We start from the raw sequence: 20911 nt of genomic DNA on the forward strand, positions 1-20911 counted from the left end.
TCCTCGCGCGTGGTGAGCGCCCGTCACGCTTCGCGCTGGCGGGCTTTTTATTGGTATCCTATTGTCACTCAAACACGGTACTTCAGGGCGTTGTCCGCGTGTCCCGTGGGACACTCATGGGACAACAGAGCCAAGAAAAGCCGTTAAGAGCCAATAAGACGAAAGCTATAAGTTGCTGTTTACAATAGCTTTCAATAGTTCTCAATGCCCGTAAATCCGGACTTAAAATCCCTTGGCCGCAAGGCCGTGCCGGTTCGAGTCCGGCTCCGGGCACCATCAGCGCGCCACGCCTGCCAGCCGACCACATCCGCCCATGCCGCGACTCGAGATCGACAATCTGTCCTGCGGTCGCGGCGAGAAGGCGTTGTTCGCCCGTCTCGATCTGACGCTTTGCGAAGGCGAGGTCGCCCGGGTCCTGGGGGAGAACGGCAGTGGCAAGACGACCCTGTTGCGCACCGTCGCCGGACTGTACCGGCCACTCGAGGGCACGATCCGCTGGCAGGAGCCGGCCGGCGCCGACGGTGAGCCCGCCACGCTCCACGAACGCCTCTGCTTCATCAGCCATGACAATGCGCTCAACGGCGCGTTGACGCCGGTGGAGAATCTCGATCTGTTGATGCGCGTCGCGGGGCGCCCGGCGAGTGAGGTGCAGATCCGCTCGATACTCGCCGACCTCGGCCTGAAACGGATCGCGCATCGCAGCTGCGAGCGGCTGTCGGCCGGTCAGCGCCGACGCGTGTCGCTGGCCCGGCTGTGGCTGACGGATGCACCGTTGTGGCTGCTCGACGAGCCGGCCTCGGCGCTGGACGTGGATGCGCGCGCGGTGCTGTGCGACCGCATCGCCGCCCATGTGCGCGGCGGCGGTCTCGCCCTGTTCACCACCCACGAGCGACTGGATCTGCCGGCGGTCACCCTCCGCGAGGTCACGCTGCCGGCATGCTAGGGGTCTTCTGGGCGGTACTGCGGCGCGATCTGCTGCTGGCGTTTCGCCAGCGCGGCGTGCTCGTGCATCACCTGCTGTTCTTCGTGCTGGTGGTGGCTCTGTTTCCGCTGGGCACCCGGGCGGAAGGCGCGATACTCGTGGCCGTGTCGCCGGCGCTGATATGGATGGCGGTGCTGCTGGCGGCGCTTTTGTCGCTGCAACGGCTGTTCCGGCCGGATTACGAGGACGGCACGCTCGAGCAGTATCTGCTCTCTCCGGAGCCGCTGGCCGTGATCGCGCTGGCCAAGGTCACGGCCTACTGGCTCGCCAGCGGGCTGATATTCGTGGTGGCGTCGCCGCTGTTGGTGCTGCTGCTGGGGGTGCCGGCCCATGCGGTAGGCGTTATCATGCTGAGCTTGCTGCTGGGCACGCCGACACTGGGGCTCGTGGGCGGCATCGGTACGGCGCTGACGCTGAGCCTGCCGCGCGCGGGCCTGCTGTTGAGTCTGCTGATCTTCCCGCTTTACGTGCCGGTGCTGATCTTCGGCGCGGGCGCGATGCAGGCCGTGATCGCGGGCTTGCCGGCGGCCGGCGCGCTCTATCTGCTGGGCGCGCTGCTCGCGCTCGGTGTGACCGCGGCGCCCTGGGCGATCGCGGCGGCACTGAAAATCAGTCTGGAATAGGGATCAAGTGCCTGTTTGCGTTGTCAGTAGCCACTGGGTGCGCGTTTGCGCCCGCGGGCCGCGCCCGCCGCGAGACGAGGAGATCACGGCACGCCGTGTCGAGCGTATGACGAGAACGATCCGACAAGGCGCCCCCGAGCGCGCCCGGCGCGAGGGCTGACGGCGCCATGGCCAAATCCGCTTTCATGCGCTGGTTTCATCGCTTCGGTTCACTGCCGTACTTCTACGGCGTGAGCGTGCCGATCGCGCGCGCGCTCGCCGTTCCGGGCGTGCTGCTGGCGGCCTGGGGAGTCTATGCGGGGCTCGTGCTCGCACCAGCCGACTACCAGCAGGGGGACGCCTTTCGCATCATCTACATCCACGTGCCCAGCGCCTGGCTGTCGATGTTCGGCTACACCTCGATGGCCGTCGCCGGCGTGGTCGCGCTGGTGTGGCGGCTCAAACTGGCCGAGATCTATATCGTGGCGGCCGCGCCCATCGGGGCGAGCTTCACGTTCCTGGCGCTGGCGACCGGCTCGATCTGGGGCAAACCGATGTGGGGCACCTGGTGGGTATGGGATGCGCGCCTGACCTCCGAGCTGATCCTGCTGTTTCTCTATCTGGGCGTGATCGCGCTTCATAACGCCATCGAGTCGCCGCGCACCGCGGCGCGGGCCTGTGCGCTGCTGTCGGTCGTCGGGGTGATCAACGTACCGATCATCCACTACTCGGTGGAGTGGTGGAATACGCTCCATCAAGGGCCGACCATCACCCGCTTCGACCGGCCGGCGATGGATCTGGACATGCTCTGGCCGCTGTTGTCGGCGGCACTCGGCTTCACGCTGATCTTCGGCTGGCTCACGCTCTGGGGCATGCGCGTGCAACTGCTCTGGCGGGAACGGCGTAGTCGCTGGGTCGGCCGCATGCTGGAGAATTCGCGATGACCTCCTGGCAGGCGTTCTGGGCCATGGGCGGATACGGCGCCTTCGTGTGGAGCAGCTACGGCATCGCCGCCGTCGTGCTGCTGGCCAACGTGATCGTACCGCTGGTCGCGCACCGCAGGCTCAAGCGGCGGATACGCAACGAGGAATTCGATGACTAGGACCCGACGTCGCCGATTGCTGCTGGTGGGCGGCCTGTTCGTGGGGCTGGCCGCGGCCGTGTCGCTGGCATTGACCGCCTTCAGCGAGAATCTGCTGTATTTCTATCAGCCCAGCGAGATCGCCTCCGGCCAGGTGCCGACCGACACACGTTTTCGTATCGGCGGTCTGGTCGAGGAGAATTCGGTGGAGCGCAACAGTGACGATCTGGTCGTGCGCTTCACACTGTCGGATTGCGATGCCAGCGTGCCGGTGCGGTTCAAGGGTACGCTGCCCGATCTGTTCCGCGAGGGGCAGGGCATCGTGGCCTACGGACAGCTCGAGCCCGGCGGCGATTTCGTTGCCGACGAGGTGCTGGCCAAGCATGACGAGAACTATATGTCACCGGACGTCGCCGAAGCCATGCAGGATGATCAGGGCGTGAGCTGCATGCCCACCAACATGCAGGCGCAACGATGATTCCCGAGATCGGCCATTTCGCGCTGTTTCTGGCACTGGGGCTGGCGCTGGTGCAGAGCGTGCTGCCGCTCTACGGCATCGCCCGCAATCGTGCCGACTGCCTCGCCGTGGCCGCGCCGGCCGCCATCGGTCAGTTCGTGATGCTGGCCGTGGCGTTCGTGGCGCTGTCGTTCGCGTTCTACGCCAACGACTTCAGCGTGACCTACGTGGCCCAGAATTCGAATACCGAACTGCCGTGGTTCTATCGGCTGGCGGCGGTCTGGGGTGCGCACGAGGGCTCGCTGCTGCTCTGGATGACGCTGCTGGCCTCCTGGAGTCTGGCCGTGGCGGCGGCCAGCCGCAGCCTGCCGCGCGAGGTCGCCAGCTGCGTGCTGGCGGTGATGGGCGCGGTCAGCGTGGGCTTTCTGGTGTTCACGCTGTTCACCTCCAACCCGTTCGCGCGGGAGTTCCCGGCGCCGGCGGAGGGGCGCGATCTGAATCCGCTGCTGCAGGATCCCGGTCTCGTGATCCATCCGCCCATGCTCTACATGGGCTATGTCGGCTTCTGTGTGGCGTTCGCATTCGCGATCACCGCGCTCATCACCGGCCGCGTGGACAGCGCCTGGACCCGCTGGACGCGGCCCTGGACGACGGCGGCCTGGGTGTTTCTGACCGTGGGCGTGACGCTGGGCAGCTGGTGGGCCTACAACGAACTGGGCTGGGGCGGCTGGTGGTTCTGGGACCCGGTTGAAAATGCCTCGTTCATGCCGTGGCTCGTGGGCACCGCCCTGATCCATTCGCTCGCGGTCACCGAGAAACGCGGCATCTTCAAGAGCTGGACCGTGCTGCTCGCGATCACGGCCTTCGCCCTGTCGCTGCTGGGGACCTTCCTCGTGCGTTCGGGCGTGCTCATATCGGTGCATGCGTTCGCGACCGACCCGACGCGCGGCGTCTATATTCTCGCGTTCTTCGCGGTCGTGGTCGGCGGTTCGCTGCTGCTCTACGCCATTCGCGCGCCGCGATTTGACGCCGGCACCGAGCCCGTGGCGGCGCTGTCCCGGGAAGGGCTGCTGCTGCTCAACAACATCTTTCTCGTGGTGGCCGCGGCCGGCGTGCTGCTCGGCACGCTCTATCCGATCCTTGCCGACGCCATGGGCATGGGCCGGATTTCGGTGGGCCCGCCGTACTTCAACAAGGTGTTCATTCCGTTGACCGTGCCGCTGGTGGTGCTCGTGGGCGTCGCGGCGGTGATGGCCTGGAAGCGCACGCGTGCGGAAGTGCTGCGTTCGCGGCTGTGGGCCCCGTTGCTCGTGGCCATCGCGCTCGGAGTGCTGCTGCCCTGGCTGGCACTGGGTACCAACGGCGTCGTGGCCGCGGCCGGCTGCGTGCTCGGCGGCTGGGCGATCGCGACCGCGTTCGAGGATGTCCTCCGTCGCATGCGCGGTCGGCGCGTCAAGCTGCCGCGAGCCGTCGTCGGGATGGCGCTCGCGCACGCCGGTGTGGGTGTATTCGTCATCGGCGTGAGCCTGGTCACCGCGTTCGGCGCCGAACACGACGTGCGGCTGGCGCCCGGCGAACAGGCGTCGCTCGCCGGCTACGACTTCACCTTCAAGGGCACCCGGCACGTGGAAGGGCCCAACTTCGTCTCCGAGATCGGCGATTTCATCGTTCGCGAGGACGGCGAGCAGATCGCCGAACTGTTTCCCGAGAAGCGCCGCTACAACGCCAGCGGCCAGACCATGACCGAGTCCGGCATCGACGCGGGTATCTTCCGTGACCTGTATGTCTCACTGGGCGAGCCGCTTTCGGGCGAGGCCTGGAGCGTGCGCATCTATCATCGACCGTTCGTGCGCTGGATCTGGGCCGGTGGCTTCCTGTCCGCGCTGGGCGGTCTCATCGCCCTGAGCGACAAGCGCTACCGTCGCCGTGAACGCGCCGCCAAGACGGTGACCGCGGATACCCGGGCGCGTGTCGCCACGGCGGAGGCCTGATGCGCTGGCGTCTGATCGTGCCGGTCGTCGTCGTGTTCGCCCTCATCGTGATGCTGGGCTACGGCCTCACGCGTAACCCGAGCGAGCTCCCGTCGGCGTTCATCGACAAGCCTGCGCCCTCGTTCGACGTGCCGACGCTGGACTCGGATCAGGAGCGGATCACCGACGCCGCCTTCCAGGGCAACATCACGCTGGTCAACGTCTGGGCGAGCTGGTGCGTGGCCTGTCGGGCCGAGCACGAACTGATTACCGAAATCTCGCGGCGGACGGGCGTACCCGTGATCGGGCTCAACTACAAGGACACCCGCGAGGGCGCCCTGCGCTGGCTCGGCCGCTACGGCAATCCGTTCGCGGTGGTCGCCTTCGATCCCGCCGGCGAGGTCGGCATCGACTGGGGCGTGGCGGCCGTGCCGGAGACGTTCGTGGTCGACCGGGACGGCACGATCCGATACAAGGTCGTCGGCGCGATCACGCGCGAGGAAATGAACGACACGCTCATTCCGAAACTCAGACAGCTCAAGCAGGCGTCATGAGACATGCGCTGTCGCTACTGCTGCTGCTCGTATGGTCCGCGCTGCCGACCGCGTTCGCACAGACCGCCGATCTCAACGACGCTCAGCTCGAGCGCTATCACGAACTCAATGCCGAACTGCGCTGCGTGATCTGTCAGAATCGCAGCATCGCGGAGTCCGATGCGCCGCTGGCCAAGGACCTGCGCGGGATCGTGGCGCGTCAGCTCGCCGAAGGTCGCAGTGACGACGAGATCAAGGCCTATCTGGTCGAACGCTACGGCGAATGGGTGCTCTATGATCCGCCGTTCTCCTGGTCCACCTGGGTGCTCTGGCTGGGGCCGTTCGTACTGTTGTTCGTCGGTCTGGTGTTCGTGATCGCCGTGATGCGCGGGCGCTATCGTGCGCCCGAGCCGCGGCCGCCGCTGGACCGGGAACGACTCGCACGGGTTCTGAAATCGCACGAAGCCGGGCCCGACGACACCGACAAGGATCGTTCATGACCGAATTTCTCGTGTTCGCGGCCCTGCTGGCGGCCGCGAGTCTGGTGTTCGTGCTGCTGCCGCTCTGGCGGGCCGGCCGACCCGCCGCGCATCGTCGTCGCGACGCCAACATCACGATCTATCATCAGCGCTACGCCGAGATCGAGAGAGAGGTCGCCGCCGGTCGTCTCGGTCGTCGCGAGGCCGAGGTCGAAAAGGACGAACTCGGCGCCCGGCTGCTCTCCGACCTCGATGAGACGCCGGCGCTTGCGCCGGACGCGACCGTTCGCCGCCGCCCCTGGGTCCTGACGCTGCTGGTGGTGATCCTCGTCGTCGGCCTGTCGTCCGGCGGCTACTGGCTGCGGGGCGACTGGGGGGCCATGCAGACCGACGATCGTCCCAATCTGCCCGCGATGATGGGCGAGCTGAAGCAAAGGATCGACGAATCCCCCGACGACCTGGAGGCGCGCGCGCTGCTCGCACGGGCCCAGGAATCGACCGGCGACTACGCCGGTGCGGCCGAGAATTATGGAGCCCTCAACGCCGCCATGCCGCAGCCGCAACCGGCGCTTCTGGCGGCGGAGGCCCGGGCGCGGCTGCAGGCCACCGATGACCTGCAGGGGCGTGCGAACGACCTGTATCGGCAGGTGCTCGAGCTCGACCCGGCCAGCCTGGAAGCGCTCTGGTACCTCGGTCTGGCGGCGGCCGAGCGCGGCGACGACGCGCAGGCCGTGTCCTATTGGGATCGGCTGCTTGCCGAGGAGCCGCCCGCGGAGTTCCGCGACATGGTGGAGACCCGTCGCGCCGAACTGGTCGGCGACAAGCCGCAGCTCCAGGACGGCTGACTGTATTGTTTCGGTACGGCAAAGGGGTTAACGTCGCGGCAGACGTTTCCGGCAGGCGCGCGCATCCATGACCTCTGACATCCGGCTCGACTACGATCAGTTGCCGCCGGTCGTGCCCGCCTACGTGCGGGCGGCCGTTACGTTGTCCGGCGGGCTGTCCGATGGCGAGACGATTCCGAACATCGTGGCCCGGCTACCGGGCATGGAGGTCCGGGCCGAGGCGCTCGCGCGGTACCGCCGCGTCTGCGGTTTCGATCACACCGAGCATCTGCCGGTGACGTATCCGCATGTGCTCGCCTTCCCGATGCACATGGCGGTGATGACGCACCGCCGGTTTCCGCTCAAACTGCTCGGCCTGATTCACGTGCGCAACGTGATCAATCAGTATCGTGCGATCCACGCGGAGGAAACCCTCCAGCTCGAGGTCGCGGTCGGTGGCCACCGCGATGTCGACAAGGGCATCGAGTTCGACCTGATCACGCGGGTTCGGGACACGGCCGGCGATATCATCTGGGACGAGACGGGCACCATGCTCTCCCGGCGCAAGACGAAACGATCGAGCGAGGGCAGCTCGTCCCGGAAAGCCGCCGAGACACTCGGCTTCGAGCCTTCGACGGAGAGCGACTGGCAGGTGCCGGAGAACATCGGGCGCCGCTATGCGGGCGCTGCCGGCGATTACAATCCGATTCATCTGAGTCCGATCACGGCCAAGGTGTTCGGCTTCCCGCGCCATATCGCGACCGGCATGTGGCTCAAGGCACATGCGGCGGCCGAGCTGGCGCCGGAGCTGTCCGGCGATGCCTATCGGCTCTCGGTGGCCTTTCGCAAACCGGTGTTCCTGCCCAGCCGACCGCGCCTGCTCTACGCGCATGCCGATAGCGGTCTGGATTTTGCATTGGTCGATCAGACAGGCGACGTTCAGCACCTGCTGGGCAGCGTCTCCCATCTTTAGACGCTTCGAGAATCAAAGGGCGGCGACGCCAAAGGACTGAATATGCGAATTCGCAAAGCGGTATTTCCAGTGGCCGGTCTCGGCACCCGATTCCTGCCGGCGACCAAGGCCAGTGCCAAGGAGATCCTGCCGGTGGTCGACAAGCCGCTCGTGCAGTATGCGGTCAAGGAGGCGATCGCCGCGGGCGCCGAAGAGATGGTGTTCATCACCAGCCATACCAAGAACTCGATCATGGACCATTTCGATCGGGACTATGAGCTGGAGGCCACGCTCGAGGAGAAGGGCAAGACCGAGCTGCTCAAGGCGGTTCGTGACGTCCTTCCGTCGGGGATCAGCTGTGTCTACATCCGGCAGCCGGAGCAGATGGGCCTCGGCCACGCCATCAGTTGCGCGATTCCCGCCGTCGGCGATCAGGATTTCGCCGTGATTCTGGCCGATGACCTGATCGCCGGCAGTTTCCAGCCCTGCATGGCCCAGATGCAGCGGGTGTATCAGGAATACGGCACCAGTGTGATCGCGGTCCAGCGCGTGCCCTGGGAGGAGACCTACAAGTACGGCATCGTCGAGGTCGAGCCGATCGGCCCGGGGCTGTCTGAGATCCGTGGCATCGTCGAGAAGCCCGACCCCGACCAGGCGCCCTCGAATCTCGCCGTCGTGGGCCGCTATATTCTGACGCCGCGCATCTTCCGGTTGCTGGACAAGACCAAGCCCGGCGCGGGCGGCGAGATCCAGCTCACCGATGCCATCGAGTCGTTGATGAGCGAGCAGACCGTGCTCGCCTATGAATTCGAGGGGACCCGCTACGACTGCGGCAGCAAGTTCGGTTATCTCAAGGCGAACGTCGAAATGGGTCTGCAGCATCCCGAGATCGGCGATGAGTTCCGCGACTATCTCAAGACGCTGACAGGGTCGTGGGACGATGACGACGACACCCCGGTCAAGGCGACAAGCTGACGTTTCAGTCATGACGGGCCCGCTCGCGGGCCCGTTTTGTTATCATTGCCCGTCTCCGGCGCCACCCGGAACACGCCGGTTCGGCACGGCACGCAAGAGGTGATTCCGGCGCCTCCCTCCGGCTACGAGCCCGTCTATGAAAAGCGAACTTAACGACAAGTTCATCGCCAATTCGCCGCTTTTCGGTGGCAACGCTTCCTACGTCGAAGCCTATTACGAACAGTATCTGAAGGATCCGGAATCGGTCGAGCCCAGTTGGCGCGACTATTTCAAGAGCCTCAACGGCGACGGATCGAACGACATCGCACACGGCCCGATCCGCGAATCCTTCGTGGACACGCAGGCCTCGGCGGGTCAGGGCGCCCGGCCGCGCACCGGCATGTCGCTGCAGGCCGCCCAGAAGCAGGCCGGCGTTCTGCGGCTGATCAACTATTACCGGGTTCGCGGTCATCAGGCAGCCGACCTCGATCCGCTCGGCCTGTACCAGCCGCCGCCCGTGCCGGATCTGGATCCCGCCTTCCACGGCCTCGGCAAGGCCGACATGGACACCGTGTTCAGCACCGGATCGCTCTTCGCGCCGGCCGACGAGATGCCGCTGCGCGACATCATCGATCTCTGCAAGCGAGTGTATACCGGCACGATCGGCGCCGAGTACATGTATATCACCGACACGCGGCAGAAGCGCTGGATCCAGCGCCGCCTGGAAGCCGGTGTCGACCAGGGGCTGCTTTCGGACAAGGATCGTTACGAGGTGCTTCGGCAGCTGACCGCGGCCGAGGGCATCGAGCGTTATCTGCACAAGAAATACGTCGGCCAGAAGCGCTTTTCGCTCGAGGGCGCGGATACCATGATCCCGGCGCTCGACGAGATGGTGCGCTCGGCCGCGCGCCACCACGTCGACGAGGTCGTGCTCGGCATGGCCCATCGCGGCCGACTCAACGTGCTGGTCAACATTCTCGGCAAGTCGCCGCAGGAGCTGTTCGCGGAGTTCGAGGGCGAATACGACCTCGACGAGCTCGATCTGTCGGGCGACGTCAAGTATCACCTCGGCTTCTCGACCGATATCGAGATCGAGGGCGAACGGGTACATATGGTGCTCGCCTTCAATCCGTCGCATCTGGAAGCGGTGAATCCGGTCGTCCAGGGCTCGGTCAAGGCGCGGCAGTCGCGCCGTGACGATGGCGCCGGCGAGACCGTGCTCCCGGTGCTCATCCACGGCGACGCCTCGTTCGCCGGGCAGGGCATCGTCATGGAGACCCTGCAGCTGTCCCAGGCCGAAGGCTACGCCACCGGCGGGACCGTTCATTTCATCGTGAACAATCAGCTCGGGTTCACGATGCAGAACCCGATCACGGCGCCCATGGGTGAAGTGTCGCGGACGTCGCAGTACTGCACGGACATCGCCAAGATGCTCGAGGCGCCCGTGTTTCACGTGAACGGCGACGATCCCGAGGCTGTGGTCTTCGTGACCCGGCTGGCGATGGACTATCGCGAGACGTTCGGCAAGGACGTGATCATCGACATGGTCTGTTACCGCCGTCACGGTCACAACGAAGCCGACGAGCCGGCAGTGACGCAGCCGCTGATGTATCAGAAGGTCAAGGAGACGCCGACCACGCGGGCCCGCTATGCCAAGCAGCTCGAATCCGCGGGCGTGATCGACAAGAACGAGGCGCAGCGGCTGTTCGACGCGTATCGCGACGGGCTCGACGAAGGCAAGAACATCTCGCGCACGACGCTCGGCCTGGTTGGCAACGAGCATACCGTCGACTGGCGGCGCTACACGCGCGATCACTGGTCGCATGTGGTTGACACCTCGGTGCCCGTGGAGACGCTGCAGCGGCTGTCCAACCAGCTGCATTCGCTGCCGGAGGGCTTCGAGCTGCACAAGCGCACGCAGCGCATCATCGACGACCGCCGCAAGATGGCGGCCGGCGCATCGCGCATCGACTGGGGCTTCGCCGAACACGTGGCCTACGCGTCGCTGCTCGACGACGGCTTCGACGTGCGTCTGTCCGGCCAGGATTCGGGGCGTGGCACGTTCTTTCACCGCCATTCGGTGCTCTACAACCAGAAGAATGGCGATGAGTTCATACCGTTGGCGCATGTGGGGCGTGACAACGCGCGCTTCGCCGTCAACGACACGCTGCTGTCCGAAGCCGGCGTGCTCGGCTTCGAATACGGCTACGCGACGGCCGACCCGGACACGCTGACCATCTGGGAGGCGCAGTTCGGCGATTTCGTCAACGGCGCGCAGGTCATCATCGATCAGTTCATCTCCAGTGGCCAAGCCAAATGGGGCCGGCTGTGCGGGCTGGTGATGTTCCTGCCGCACGGTTATGAAGGCCAGGGTCCGGAGCACTCCTCCGCGCGTCTCGAGCGCTTCCTGCAGCTGTGCGCGGAGCGACACATGCTCGTCTGCGTACCGTCCACGCCGGCCCAGTGGTTCCACCTGCTGCGCCAGCAGATGGTCCGCGATCTGCGCATGCCGCTGGTGGTGCTGACCCCGAAGAGTCTGCTGCGGCATCGGCTGTCGACCTCCACGCTCGAGGACCTGGCCGAAGGCCATTTCCAGTTCGTGATCGACGAACCGGCCGATATCGACGCCGACCGGATCGAGCGCGTCGTGTTCTGCAGCGGCAAGGTCTACTACGACCTGTACCAGGCACGCGAGGAGCGCGAGCTGGATTCCGTCGCGCTGGTGCGTATCGAACAGCTCTATCCGTTCCCGGCCGACGACTACTCGGCGGTGCTCGATCGCTACAAGAACGCCAATGAGGTGGTCTGGTGTCAGGAGGAGCCCGAGAACCAGGGCGCCTGGTATCAGATCAAGCATCGACTCCAGGTGCCGCTCGAGGACCGCCACCAGCTGATCTATGCGACCCGCCCGGGTGCGGCGACCACCGCGGTCGGCTACCACAAGCTGCACGTCAAGCAGCAGGAGGCGGTGATCGAGGCCGCGCTCACGGGCGGCGAGGCACTCCTGGACAAGGGCATGTCGCGCGATCTCAGTCGCGGCAAGAAGAACGCCACGCGCAAGAAAAAGTAGCGCGGGCCCAGTCAAATATCTGAACGCATTTTAGGAACGACAAGCATGGCGACAGAAGTCAAGGTCCCCGAGCTGCCGGAATCCGTCTCGGAAGCCACGGTCGGTGAATGGCAGAAGAAAAAGGGCGATCGCGTCGAACGCGACGAGAACCTGCTCGATCTCGAGACCGACAAGGTCGTACTCGAGGTGCCGGCGGCGGCATCGGGCGTGCTCGCCGAGGTCAAGGTCGCGGCCGGCGACACCGTCCAGGCCGGCGACGTGCTGGCCATTCTGGAAGAGGGCGAAGGCGGCGCCGGCGGCGACGACGAATCGGAGGCCGAAGACACGTCGTCCGATGAATCCGAAGCCGCCGAGTCGTCGTCGGAGGACACGGACGCCGGGGACGACAAGCCGGCCGGATCGGACGACGCCGTCGCCAGCCCCGCGGCCAAGAAGCTCATGGACGAGCACGACCTGGCCGCGCGCGACGTCTCGGGCACCGGCAAGGACGGGCGCATCACCAAGGCCGACGTACAGAAGGCCGTGGACGGCAAGAGCCAGGCCGAATCGTCGAGCGCCGAGGCGAAATCCGATGCCTCGGACGTGCCGGGCTCGGGCGTGGACGAGCGCGACGACCAGGCGGTCTCCGAAAAGGCCGATCGCCAGGCGCTCGCCGACGCGCCCGCCGAGCGCACCGAGCAGCGGGTGCCGATGACCCGCATTCGCCAGCGCATCGCCGAGCGCCTGCTGGACGCCAGCCAGAACACCGCCATGCTCACGACCTTCAACGAGGTCGACATGCAGGCGGTGACCGACCTGCGCAACCAGTACAAGGACAAGTTCGAGAAGGACCACGAGGTTCGTCTGGGCTTCATGTCGTTCTTCGTCAAGGCGGCGGTGGAATCGCTCAAGCGCTTCCCCATCGTCAACGCCTCGATCGACGAGGGCGACGTCGTCTACCACGGCTTCTATGACGTCGGCGTGGCCGTGTCCTCGCCGCGTGGCCTGGTGGTGCCGGTGCTGCGCGACGCCGACCAGCTGTCCTATGCCCAGGTCGAATCCACCATTCGCGATCTCGGCAAGCGGGCCCAGGACGGCAAGGTCACCATGGACGAAATGACCGGTGGCACCTTCACGATCACCAACGGCGGCGTGTTCGGCTCCTATCTCTCCACGCCGATCATCAACCCGCCGCAGGCGGCCATTCTCGGCATGCACGCGACCAAGGACCGCCCGGTGGTGGTCGACGGCGAAATCGTGGTGCGGCCCATGATGATGCTGGCGCTGTCCTATGATCACCGTCTCATCGACGGCCGTGATGCCGTGCTGTTCCTGCGCACGATCAAGGAGCTGATCGAGGATCCGGCGCGGCTGCTGCTTCAGGTCTAGCGGCGCGGCGCCGGCATTGCAGCCGGCGCGCGCCTGAATCGATCAAGACATTGCAAGGAAGAGCATGAGCAAGGAATTCGACGTCGTCGTCATCGGGGCCGGGCCGGCCGGTTACGTGGCCGCCATCCGCGCCGCACAGCTGGGCATGGACACGGCCTGCATCGACAAGTGGCTGGATCCGGACGACAAACCGTCGCTCGGCGGCACCTGTCTGAATGCCGGCTGTATTCCCTCCAAGGCGCTGCTCGAGTCCAGCGAGCTGTTCCATCGGGCCCAGCATGAATTCGCGGATCACGGCGTGCAGGTCGACAAGGTCGGCCTGGATCTCGCAGCGATGCAGAAGCGCAAGAGCGGCGTCGTATCCCAGCTCACGGGCGGTATCGCCAGCCTGTTCAAGGCCAACGGCGTGACCTCGTTCGCGGGTAGCGGCCAGGTCGTGGATTCGGGCGAGGTGCGCTACACCGATCACGAGGGCAAGGAGGACACCTTCAAGGCCGAACACGTGATCATCGCCTCGGGTTCGGAACCGGTGGCCCTGGATATCGCGCCCTTCGACAACGACCGTATCGTGGATTCCTGGGGCGCGCTGGAATTCGACGAGGTGCCGAAGAAGCTCGGCATCATCGGGGCCGGCTACATCGGCGTGGAACTCGGCAGCGTCTGGTCGCGTCTGGGCAGCGAGGTCACGCTGCTCGAGGCGGTCGACGAGTTCATGCCGGTCGCGGACCGGGACGTCGCCAAGGAGGGACTGCGGTCCTTCCGGAAGCAGGGGCTGGATATCCAGCTCGGTGCGCGCGTGACTTCGGCCAAGGCCAACAAGAAGAGCGTCTCCGTCGAATACACCCAGGGCGACGACAGTCAGAAGGTGTCGTTCGATCGGCTGATCGTGGCCGTCGGCCGCCGGCCGCACACCAGCAATCTGTTCGCCAAGGGCGCCCAGGTCGAGCTGGATGACAAGGGCTACATCGACGTCAACGACAACTTCCGCACCAGCCTGCCGGGCGTGTATGCCGTGGGCGATGTCATCGGCAATCCGATGCTCGCGCACAAGGGCATGGAAGAGGGCGTGACGGTCGCCGAGATCCTCGCCGGCCAGAAGCCGCACATCAATTACGACGTCATTCCGGCCGTGGTCTATACCGCGCCGGAGATGGCCTGGGTGGGCAAGAGCGAGGCCCAGGTCAAGGCGGCCGGCAACGACTATCGCATCGGCCAGGTGCCGTTCGCGGCGAACGGCCGCGCCAAGGCGCTGGGCCAACAGGGCGGTTTCGTCAAGATCATCGCCGACGCCGATTCCGACGAGATCCTCGGCGTGCACATGATCGGGCCCTATGTCTCCGAACTCGTGCAGGAGATGGTCGTCGCGATGGAATACCGGGCCTCGAGCGAGGATATCGCCCGCATCGTTCACGGCCATCCGACGCTGGGCGAGACCGTGCACGAAGCCGCGCTTGCCGTGGACGGCCGTCCGATCCACTTCCCGCCGCCGAAGCGCAAGAAGTAACCGGAGGTGGCCACCGAGAACGAGGACCGTTCTCTGGCCAAGGGCAGCCGGAACGGTCAGTCGACCGGTAACGGCAACGACGGAAGCCACGCGGCCGGTGATGACAGCGACAGCGGTGGGCAGCGCCTGCCGTTTCTCTGTCTCGCGGCGCTGGGCATCGTCTACGGCGACATCGGCACGAGCCCGATCTACGCCCTGCGCGAAGCCTTCTATGCGCACGACGGCATCGCGGTCGCGCCGGCCAACATCTACGGTGTGCTGTCGCTGATCTTCTGGGCGTTGATCATCGTCATCTCGATCAAGTATCTGACGGTGGTCATGCGTGCGGGCAACAACGGCGAGGGCGGCATCATCGCCCTCGTCGCACTGCTCAATCCCTGGAAGACGGAGAAGACGAGCCGACGCTACCTCCTCATGCTGCTGGGTCTGTTTGGCGCCGCGCTGCTCTACGGCGACGGCACCATCACCCCCGCGATATCGGTCCTGAGCGCGATCGAAGGGCTGGAAGTCGCGACCCCGGCCTTCACGCCCTACGTGGTGCCGATCACGATCGCGATACTCGTGGGTCTGTTCCTGATCCAGAAGCGCGGCACCGCGGCCGTCGGTTCGCTGTTCGGGCCGGTGATGCTGGTGTGGTTCTCTGCGCTCGCGTTGCTCGGCTCGGCCAGCATCGTCGAGCACCCGACGGTACTGGCCGCGCTCAACCCGGCCCATGCCGTGCAGTTCTTCGCCGCCAACGGAACGGCGGCGTTCTTCGTGCTGGGTACGGTGTTTCTGGTGGTCACCGGCGGCGAGGCGCTGTACGCGGACATGGGCCATTTCGGGATCACGCCGATCCGTATCGCCTGGTTCGGTCTCGTATTGCCGGCTCTGGTGCTCAACTACTTCGGGCAGGGCGCGCTCATGCTCGAGAACCCGGATCTGCGTCAGCCCTTCTACGAAATGGCGCCTTCCTGGGGGCTGTATCCGCTCGTGGGGCTCGCCACGCTGGCCACGGTCATCGCTTCGCAGGCGGTCATCTCCGGCGTCTTCTCGCTCACCCGCCAGACCGTCCAGCTCGGCCAGCTGCCGCGCCTGAACATCGTTCAGACGTCGCGCCAGTCCTACGGCCAGATCTACATCCCGGCGGTGAACTGGATCCTGATGATCGCGACCATCGGTCTGGTGATCGGTTTCGGCAGTTCCAGCAATCTGGCCGCGGCCTACGGTGTGGCCGTATCGATGGACATGGTGATCACCACGATCCTGGCGTTCTTCGTCGCCTATCGCTGGGACTGGTCGCCGCGGCTGGCCGGCGTGATCGCGGCGGTGCTGCTCGTGGTCGATCTGGCCTTCTTCGGAGCCAATCTGTTCAAGGTGCCGGACGGTGGCTGGTACCCGCTCGCGCTCGCCGCCGCGATCTTCTTCCTGATGGGGACCTGGCGGCGCGGCCGGGAGCTGGTCGGGCGGCAGCTGCGCGAGGACACCGAGCCGCTGGAGGACTTCATCGCCGGGCTCGACGACGACGCCTATCGCATCGACGGTAGCGCCATCTTCATGACCGACGCCGGCCCCCGGACGCCGCCGATGCTGCTGCATCACCTGCGCCACAACCGCGTGCTGCACGAACAGGTGATCCTGCTGACCGTCTACACCCAGGATGTACCACAGGTGCCGGCGGCGCGCCGGATGGAGATCGAGGATCTCGGTCGCGGCTTCGTCCGCGTCCAGCTGCACTACGGCTTCATGCAGGCGACCAACGTGCCCGTGGCACTGCGTTTCGCCAGCGAGTTCGGGCTCGATGTCGATCTCGAGGAGAGCACCTTCTACGTCGGGCGCGAGACGCTGATCCCCACCACCGAGCGGCCGGGCATGTGGATCTGGCGCGAGCGGCTGTTCGCCTTCATGTCGCGGAACGCCAATCGCGCGACGGCCTACTACCGCATCCCGCCCGAGCGCGTGGTCGAGCTCGGCATCCAGATCGAGATATAGGCGCGGCCGGGGCGTGCGCGCCTGTTAGAATCAGGCGACTTTTGTAGCGCAGGACGAGCGTTATGGCAGGTCACAGCAAGTGGGCGAACATCCAGCACCGGAAGAACGCGCAGGACAAGAAGCGCGGCAAGATCTTCACCAAGCTGATTCGCGAGATCACCGTCGCCGCCCGCCTGGGCGGCGGGGACCCGAACGACAATCCCCGTCTGCGGCTGGCCTACGACAAGGCGCTGGCCGCGAACATGCCCAAGGACAACATCGAGCGTGCGATCAAGCGCGGCACGGGCGACGGGCAGGCCGACAGCTACGAGGAGATCCGTTACGAGGGCTACGGCCCCAGCGGCGCGGCGATCATGGTCGACTGCATGACCGATAACAAGAACCGGACGGTCTCCGAAATCCGCTACACCTTCGACCGCAACGGCGGCAATCTCGGCGCCGACGGATCGGTGGGCTATCTGTTCGATCGCAAGGGCGTGCTCACCTACGGCCCGGACATCGACGACGAGGCCGTGCTCTCGCCGGCGCTGGAGGCCGGGGCCGAGGATCTGGTCGAGTACGAGGACGGCTCCTTCGAGGTGCTGACCGCTCCCAACGACTACAGCACGGTGAAAGCGGCGGTCGAGGCCGCCGGCTTCCCGCCCGCCGATGCCGATGTGACCATGCGCCCGGCGACCACCGTGGAGTTGGACGGCGACACCGCCCGGACCTGCATGAGGCTGATCGAATCGCTCGAGGATCTGGACGACGTGCAGAACGTCTACACCAACGTCGAATTCGACGAAGCCTCGCTCGCCGAAGCGCCGGCCTGACGCGCCGTGCCGCGGATACTCGGCATCGATCCCGGCTCGACGATCACCGGCTATGCGGTGATCGAGGGCGATGCGTCGCTGTCGGCCCGGGTGATCGACTGCATTCGGCTGCCGCGGACTGACTTCCCGACCCGGCTCGGGTTGATCTTCTCGGGCCTGTCGGACGTGATCATCGCCCACCAGCCCGACGAGATGGCCATCGAGGATGTGTTCGTCTCCCGCAATGCGGCCAGCGCGCTCAAGCTGGGCCAGGCGCGCGGCGCGGCCATCTGTGCCGCGGCCGCCCGGGGACTGGCGGTTTCGGAATACACCGCGACCCAGGTCAAGCAGGCGATCGTCGGGCGCGGCCATGCGGACAAGGTCCAGATCCAGCACATGATCGGCATGCTGCTCGGCGTGCGCGGCCCGCTCCAGGCCGATGCCGCCGACGCGGCCGCGGTGGCGGTATGCCACGCCCATCACGCGCGCACCGCCGGACGCATGCGGGTCGCGCCGACGGATACGGGACGACGCGCATGATCGGCCGGCTGCGTGGACACATCGTCGAAAAGCAGCCGCCGCGGCTGGTGCTCGACGTGGGCGGCGTGGGCTATGAGCTCGAAGCCCCCATGTCGACGTTCTTCACGCTCGGCCAGAGCAGCGGCGAGGTCACGCTGCTCACCCAGATGGTGGTGCGCGAGGATGCGCTGCTGCTCTACGGCTTCGCCAGTGCCGACGAACGCAGCCTGTTCCGGGAGCTGATCAAGGTCTCGGGTGTGGGCGCAAAGCTGGCGCTGACCGTGCTCTCCGGCATGAGTGTGGCCGATTTCGTGGCCACCATCGAGGCCGACGACGCGGCCCGCCTGACCGGTCTGCCCGGCGTCGGCAAGAAGACCGCGGCGCGCCTGCTCGTGGAGATGCGCGACAAGCTATCCGGCACCGGGCTCGCGCCGGCACTGTCGCCCACGCCGGCGGCGGCCGACGGCACCGCGGCCGGCAATGCGATCGACGACGCGCGCCATGCCCTGATGGCGCTGGGCTACAAGCCCGCCGAGGCCGACCGGCTGATGCGCGGCCTGGATGACGAGGCCGACGACAGCGAGGCGCTGATCCGCGAGGCGCTGCGCCGGGCGGTGCGTTCGTGAGCGAATCGGAACGTCTGATCGACCCGGACGCCCGCGGCGACGACGCGCGCATCGACCGCGCCCTGAGGCCCAAGGGGCTGGCTGAATACATCGGCCAGCCGGCGGTGCGCGAGCAGATGGAGATATTCGTCTCCGCGGCACGCGCCCGCGGCGAGGCGCTCGATCACGTGCTCATCTTCGGCCCTCCGGGCCTCGGCAAGACCACGCTTGCGCACGTGATCGCCAACGAAATGCAGGTCGGCTTTCGTCAGACTTCCGGCCCGGTGCTCGAGCGCCCGGGCGACCTGGCCGCGCTGCTGACCAACCTCGAGCCCAACGACGTCCTGTTCATCGACGAGATCCACCGCCTCGCCCCGGTCGTCGAGGAGGTGCTGTATCCCGCACTCGAGGACTATCAGATCGACATCGTCATCGGCGAGGGCCCCGCGGCGCGCTCGATCAAGCTCGACCTGCCGCCGTTCACACTCGTCGGCGCCACCACGCGCGCCGGCGCGCTCACCTCGCCGCTGCGGGACCGCTTCGGCATCGTGCAGCGGCTGGAGTTCTACAGTCAGGCGGATCTCGGCACGATCGTGGGCCGCTCGGCGGCCATTCTCGGCGTGGAGATTGCCGACGGCGGCGCTGCCGAGCTTGCCCGCCGGGCGCGGGGCACGCCGCGTGTGGCCAACCGCCTCCTGCGGCGCGTGCGTGACTACGCCGAGGTCAAGGCCGACGGCCGGGTCAGCGAGGCCGTCGCCGCCCGGGCCATGGACATGCTCAAGGTCGACGACAACGGCTTCGACGTCATGGATCGCAAGCTCCTCGGTGCGCTGGTCGAGACCTTCGAGGGCGGCCCGGTCGGGGTGGACAGTCTCGCGGCGGCCATCGGCGAGGCCCGCGAGACCATCGAGGACGTCATCGAACCCTACCTGATCCAGCAGGGCTTCATGATGCGCACGCCGCGCGGACGTGTCGCCACGCCCGCAGCTTATCGGTACCACGGCCTGCCGGCGCCGGGCGGTGGCCCGGACGCGCCGGCCGACCTGTTCAACGGCGATGGCTGAAGACGCGGCGCCGAACCCGACACCCCCGGCCCGCACGCGGGTGCGCGTGTTCTATGAGGACACCGATGCCACGGGGGTCGTCTACCACGCCAACTACCTGAAGTATTTCGAGCGCGCGCGCACGCTGTGGATGGAGTCGCGCGGGGCGACGCATCGCGCCCTCGCGGACACGCACGGCGTGGCCTTCACCCTGGCCGACGCGCAGGTGCGTTTCCGTGCGCCCGCGCGGCTGGACGACGAACTCGAGATCGTCACCGAAGTCATTGAACGACGGCGCGCACGCATTGTCTTTTCGCAGGAAATATACTGCGTGGATCGCCTGCTCATTAAGGCTCGATTCACGGTCGCCTGTGTCAGACTCCGCGGCTTCAAGCCGTGTGCGTTGCCACCCGAGCTGTACAAGGAGATGGAATGAGCGTCGCGACGGACATGTCTTTATGGGGGCTGGTCATGCAGGCCAGCCTGCTGGTTCAGCTCGTGATGCTGTCGCTGCTGCTGGCCTCCATCGCGTCCTGGGTCGTCATCTTCAGCAAGCGTCGCCTGTTCAAGCGCACCCGGGCCGAGATGGAGTGGTTCGAGGATCGCTTCTGGTCCGGCGGCAACATCAAGGACATCTACGACGAGACCGACCAGAGCGCCGGGGCATCGGAAGGCATGTCCGCGCTCTTCCGGGCGGGCTACGAGGAGCTGCGTCGCCAGCGCAAGCACGGCAACGCCTCGCCGCATGAGATCGTGCCTTCGGTGCAGCGGGCGATGCGGGTCGCCCTGTCGCGGGAGCTCGAACGGCTCGAGCGCGGGCTGGCCCTGCTGGCGACGGTGGGTTCGATCAGTCCCTACGTCGGCCTGTTCGGCACGGTCTGGGGCATCATGAGTGCGTTCATCGCGCTCGGCAACGTCAAGCAGGCGAGCCTGGCGATGGTCGCCCCCGGCATCGCCGAGGCCCTGATCGCCACGGCAATGGGTCTTTTCGCCGCGATTCCGGCCGTGGTGGCCTACAACTTCTTCAGCAATCGCGTGGATTTTCTGGAGAACCGCTTCCAGACGTTCATGGAAGAGATGAGCGGGATCGTCGAGCGCGGCATGAGTGCCGCCAACCCCACGCCGCGGGCGGCGCCCAAGCCGCCGCCCGCCGATCCGGAGCCGGTGCGCCGGCCGCCGGAACTCTGAGCGCGACGGTAACCGACG

21 protein-coding genes are annotated in these 20911 nt (G+C 66.4%); all 21 read left to right on the top strand.

The window, feature by feature from the left end:
* Positions 1 to 313 precede the first annotated feature (313 nt).
* The 21 genes from ccmA to tolQ all read left to right on the top strand — a co-directional run bounded on the left by ccmA (position 314) and on the right by tolQ (position 20893).
* Positions 314 to 943 (top strand): cytochrome c biogenesis heme-transporting ATPase CcmA, encoded by a 630-nt coding sequence (gene ccmA, locus SAHL_RS12225; RefSeq protein ID WP_123591698.1) that lies wholly within the window; start codon positions 314 to 316, stop codon positions 941 to 943.
* Positions 937 to 1605 (top strand): heme exporter protein CcmB, encoded by a 669-nt coding sequence (gene ccmB, locus SAHL_RS12230; protein ID WP_123591699.1) that lies wholly within the window; start codon positions 937 to 939, stop codon positions 1603 to 1605. Before ccmA ends, ccmB begins: the two co-directional genes overlap by 7 nt.
* A gap of 167 nt (positions 1606 to 1772) precedes the next feature.
* Positions 1773 to 2528, top strand: coding sequence for a heme ABC transporter permease (locus SAHL_RS12235; RefSeq protein ID WP_245968514.1), 756 nt, complete (start codon positions 1773 to 1775; stop codon positions 2526 to 2528).
* Positions 2525 to 2686: a heme exporter protein CcmD gene (gene ccmD, locus SAHL_RS12240; RefSeq protein WP_123591700.1), complete on the top strand. Its 162-nt coding sequence runs from the start codon at positions 2525 to 2527 to the stop codon at positions 2684 to 2686. The genes SAHL_RS12235 and ccmD overlap by 4 nt, the downstream gene beginning before the upstream one ends.
* Positions 2679 to 3143 (top strand): cytochrome c maturation protein CcmE, encoded by a 465-nt coding sequence (gene ccmE, locus SAHL_RS12245; protein WP_123591701.1) that lies wholly within the window; start codon positions 2679 to 2681, stop codon positions 3141 to 3143. The genes ccmD and ccmE overlap by 8 nt, the downstream gene beginning before the upstream one ends.
* A complete protein-coding gene (locus tag SAHL_RS12250; protein WP_123591702.1) occupies positions 3140 to 5113 on the top strand; it encodes a heme lyase CcmF/NrfE family subunit in 1974 nt (657 codons plus the stop codon). Before ccmE ends, SAHL_RS12250 begins: the two co-directional genes overlap by 4 nt.
* Positions 5113 to 5646, top strand: a complete 534-nt coding sequence (locus SAHL_RS12255; RefSeq protein WP_245968516.1) for a DsbE family thiol:disulfide interchange protein — start codon at positions 5113 to 5115, stop codon at positions 5644 to 5646. Before SAHL_RS12250 ends, SAHL_RS12255 begins: the two co-directional genes overlap by 1 nt.
* Complete coding sequence (locus SAHL_RS12260) at positions 5643 to 6125, top strand: cytochrome c-type biogenesis protein (RefSeq protein WP_123591704.1); 483 nt, start codon at positions 5643 to 5645, stop codon at positions 6123 to 6125. The genes SAHL_RS12255 and SAHL_RS12260 overlap by 4 nt, the downstream gene beginning before the upstream one ends.
* Positions 6122 to 6949, top strand: coding sequence for a c-type cytochrome biogenesis protein CcmI (ccmI, locus tag SAHL_RS12265; protein WP_123591705.1), 828 nt, complete (start codon positions 6122 to 6124; stop codon positions 6947 to 6949). Before SAHL_RS12260 ends, ccmI begins: the two co-directional genes overlap by 4 nt.
* 67 nt (positions 6950 to 7016) lie before the next feature.
* Complete coding sequence (locus SAHL_RS12270; RefSeq protein WP_123591706.1) at positions 7017 to 7901, top strand: MaoC/PaaZ C-terminal domain-containing protein; 885 nt, start codon at positions 7017 to 7019, stop codon at positions 7899 to 7901.
* Between the two features lie 42 nt (positions 7902 to 7943).
* Complete coding sequence (gene galU / locus SAHL_RS12275; protein WP_123591707.1) at positions 7944 to 8855, top strand: UTP--glucose-1-phosphate uridylyltransferase GalU; 912 nt, start codon at positions 7944 to 7946, stop codon at positions 8853 to 8855.
* Positions 8856 to 8991: 136 nt separating this feature from the next.
* The gene (locus SAHL_RS12280; protein ID WP_123591708.1) at positions 8992 to 11904 is read left to right on the top strand and encodes a 2-oxoglutarate dehydrogenase E1 component; all 2913 of its coding nucleotides are present in this window, start codon (positions 8992 to 8994) and stop codon (positions 11902 to 11904) included.
* 45 nt (positions 11905 to 11949) lie between these two features.
* Positions 11950 to 13272, top strand: coding sequence for a 2-oxoglutarate dehydrogenase complex dihydrolipoyllysine-residue succinyltransferase (gene odhB, locus SAHL_RS12285; protein WP_123591709.1), 1323 nt, complete (start codon positions 11950 to 11952; stop codon positions 13270 to 13272).
* Positions 13273 to 13336: 64 nt separating this feature from the next.
* Positions 13337 to 14776, top strand: a complete 1440-nt coding sequence (gene lpdA, locus SAHL_RS12290; RefSeq protein ID WP_123591710.1) for a dihydrolipoyl dehydrogenase — start codon at positions 13337 to 13339, stop codon at positions 14774 to 14776.
* Positions 14777 to 14902: 126 nt separating this feature from the next.
* The gene (locus SAHL_RS12295) at positions 14903 to 16747 is read left to right on the top strand and encodes a potassium transporter Kup (protein ID WP_342782266.1); all 1845 of its coding nucleotides are present in this window, start codon (positions 14903 to 14905) and stop codon (positions 16745 to 16747) included.
* A 62-nt stretch (positions 16748 to 16809) separates the two neighbouring features.
* Positions 16810 to 17559: a YebC/PmpR family DNA-binding transcriptional regulator gene (locus SAHL_RS12300; RefSeq protein ID WP_123591712.1), complete on the top strand. Its 750-nt coding sequence runs from the start codon at positions 16810 to 16812 to the stop codon at positions 17557 to 17559.
* A 6-nt stretch (positions 17560 to 17565) separates the two neighbouring features.
* Positions 17566 to 18078, top strand: coding sequence for a crossover junction endodeoxyribonuclease RuvC (gene ruvC / locus SAHL_RS12305; RefSeq protein WP_123591713.1), 513 nt, complete (start codon positions 17566 to 17568; stop codon positions 18076 to 18078).
* The gene (gene ruvA, locus SAHL_RS12310) at positions 18075 to 18683 is read left to right on the top strand and encodes a Holliday junction branch migration protein RuvA (protein WP_123591714.1); all 609 of its coding nucleotides are present in this window, start codon (positions 18075 to 18077) and stop codon (positions 18681 to 18683) included. The genes ruvC and ruvA overlap by 4 nt, the downstream gene beginning before the upstream one ends.
* A complete protein-coding gene (ruvB, locus tag SAHL_RS12315) occupies positions 18680 to 19726 on the top strand; it encodes a Holliday junction branch migration DNA helicase RuvB (protein ID WP_123591715.1) in 1047 nt (348 codons plus the stop codon). The genes ruvA and ruvB overlap by 4 nt, the downstream gene beginning before the upstream one ends.
* Entirely contained in the window at positions 19719 to 20141 is a 423-nt protein-coding gene (ybgC, locus tag SAHL_RS12320) for a tol-pal system-associated acyl-CoA thioesterase (RefSeq protein WP_123591716.1), read from the top strand. Before ruvB ends, ybgC begins: the two co-directional genes overlap by 8 nt.
* Positions 20138 to 20893 (top strand): protein TolQ, encoded by a 756-nt coding sequence (gene tolQ, locus SAHL_RS12325; protein ID WP_123591717.1) that lies wholly within the window; start codon positions 20138 to 20140, stop codon positions 20891 to 20893. Before ybgC ends, tolQ begins: the two co-directional genes overlap by 4 nt.
* Positions 20894 to 20911: the final 18 nt, after the last annotated feature.

It is taken from the genome of Salinisphaera orenii subsp. halophila YIM 95161, assembly GCF_003732545.1.
Classification (GTDB): domain Bacteria; phylum Pseudomonadota; class Gammaproteobacteria; order Nevskiales; family Salinisphaeraceae; genus Salinisphaera; species Salinisphaera orenii_A.

Coding starts and splice junctions, on each gene's coding strand:
- ccmA (WP_123591698.1), top strand. CDS start 314: ATGCCGCGACTCGAGATCGACAATCTGTCCTGCGGTCGCGGCGAGAAG.
- ccmB (WP_123591699.1), top strand. CDS start 937: ATGCTAGGGGTCTTCTGGGCGGTACTGCGGCGCGATCTGCTGCTGGCG.
- SAHL_RS12235 (WP_245968514.1), top strand. CDS start 1,773: ATGGCCAAATCCGCTTTCATGCGCTGGTTTCATCGCTTCGGTTCACTG.
- ccmD (WP_123591700.1), top strand. CDS start 2,525: ATGACCTCCTGGCAGGCGTTCTGGGCCATGGGCGGATACGGCGCCTTC.
- ccmE (WP_123591701.1), top strand. CDS start 2,679: ATGACTAGGACCCGACGTCGCCGATTGCTGCTGGTGGGCGGCCTGTTC.
- SAHL_RS12250 (WP_123591702.1), top strand. CDS start 3,140: ATGATTCCCGAGATCGGCCATTTCGCGCTGTTTCTGGCACTGGGGCTG.
- SAHL_RS12255 (WP_245968516.1), top strand. CDS start 5,113: ATGCGCTGGCGTCTGATCGTGCCGGTCGTCGTCGTGTTCGCCCTCATC.
- SAHL_RS12260 (WP_123591704.1), top strand. CDS start 5,643: ATGAGACATGCGCTGTCGCTACTGCTGCTGCTCGTATGGTCCGCGCTG.
- ccmI (WP_123591705.1), top strand. CDS start 6,122: ATGACCGAATTTCTCGTGTTCGCGGCCCTGCTGGCGGCCGCGAGTCTG.
- SAHL_RS12270 (WP_123591706.1), top strand. CDS start 7,017: ATGACCTCTGACATCCGGCTCGACTACGATCAGTTGCCGCCGGTCGTG.
- galU (WP_123591707.1), top strand. CDS start 7,944: ATGCGAATTCGCAAAGCGGTATTTCCAGTGGCCGGTCTCGGCACCCGA.
- SAHL_RS12280 (WP_123591708.1), top strand. CDS start 8,992: ATGAAAAGCGAACTTAACGACAAGTTCATCGCCAATTCGCCGCTTTTC.
- odhB (WP_123591709.1), top strand. CDS start 11,950: ATGGCGACAGAAGTCAAGGTCCCCGAGCTGCCGGAATCCGTCTCGGAA.
- lpdA (WP_123591710.1), top strand. CDS start 13,337: ATGAGCAAGGAATTCGACGTCGTCGTCATCGGGGCCGGGCCGGCCGGT.
- SAHL_RS12300 (WP_123591712.1), top strand. CDS start 16,810: ATGGCAGGTCACAGCAAGTGGGCGAACATCCAGCACCGGAAGAACGCG.
- ruvA (WP_123591714.1), top strand. CDS start 18,075: ATGATCGGCCGGCTGCGTGGACACATCGTCGAAAAGCAGCCGCCGCGG.
- ybgC (WP_123591716.1), top strand. CDS start 19,719: ATGGCTGAAGACGCGGCGCCGAACCCGACACCCCCGGCCCGCACGCGG.
- tolQ (WP_123591717.1), top strand. CDS start 20,138: ATGAGCGTCGCGACGGACATGTCTTTATGGGGGCTGGTCATGCAGGCC.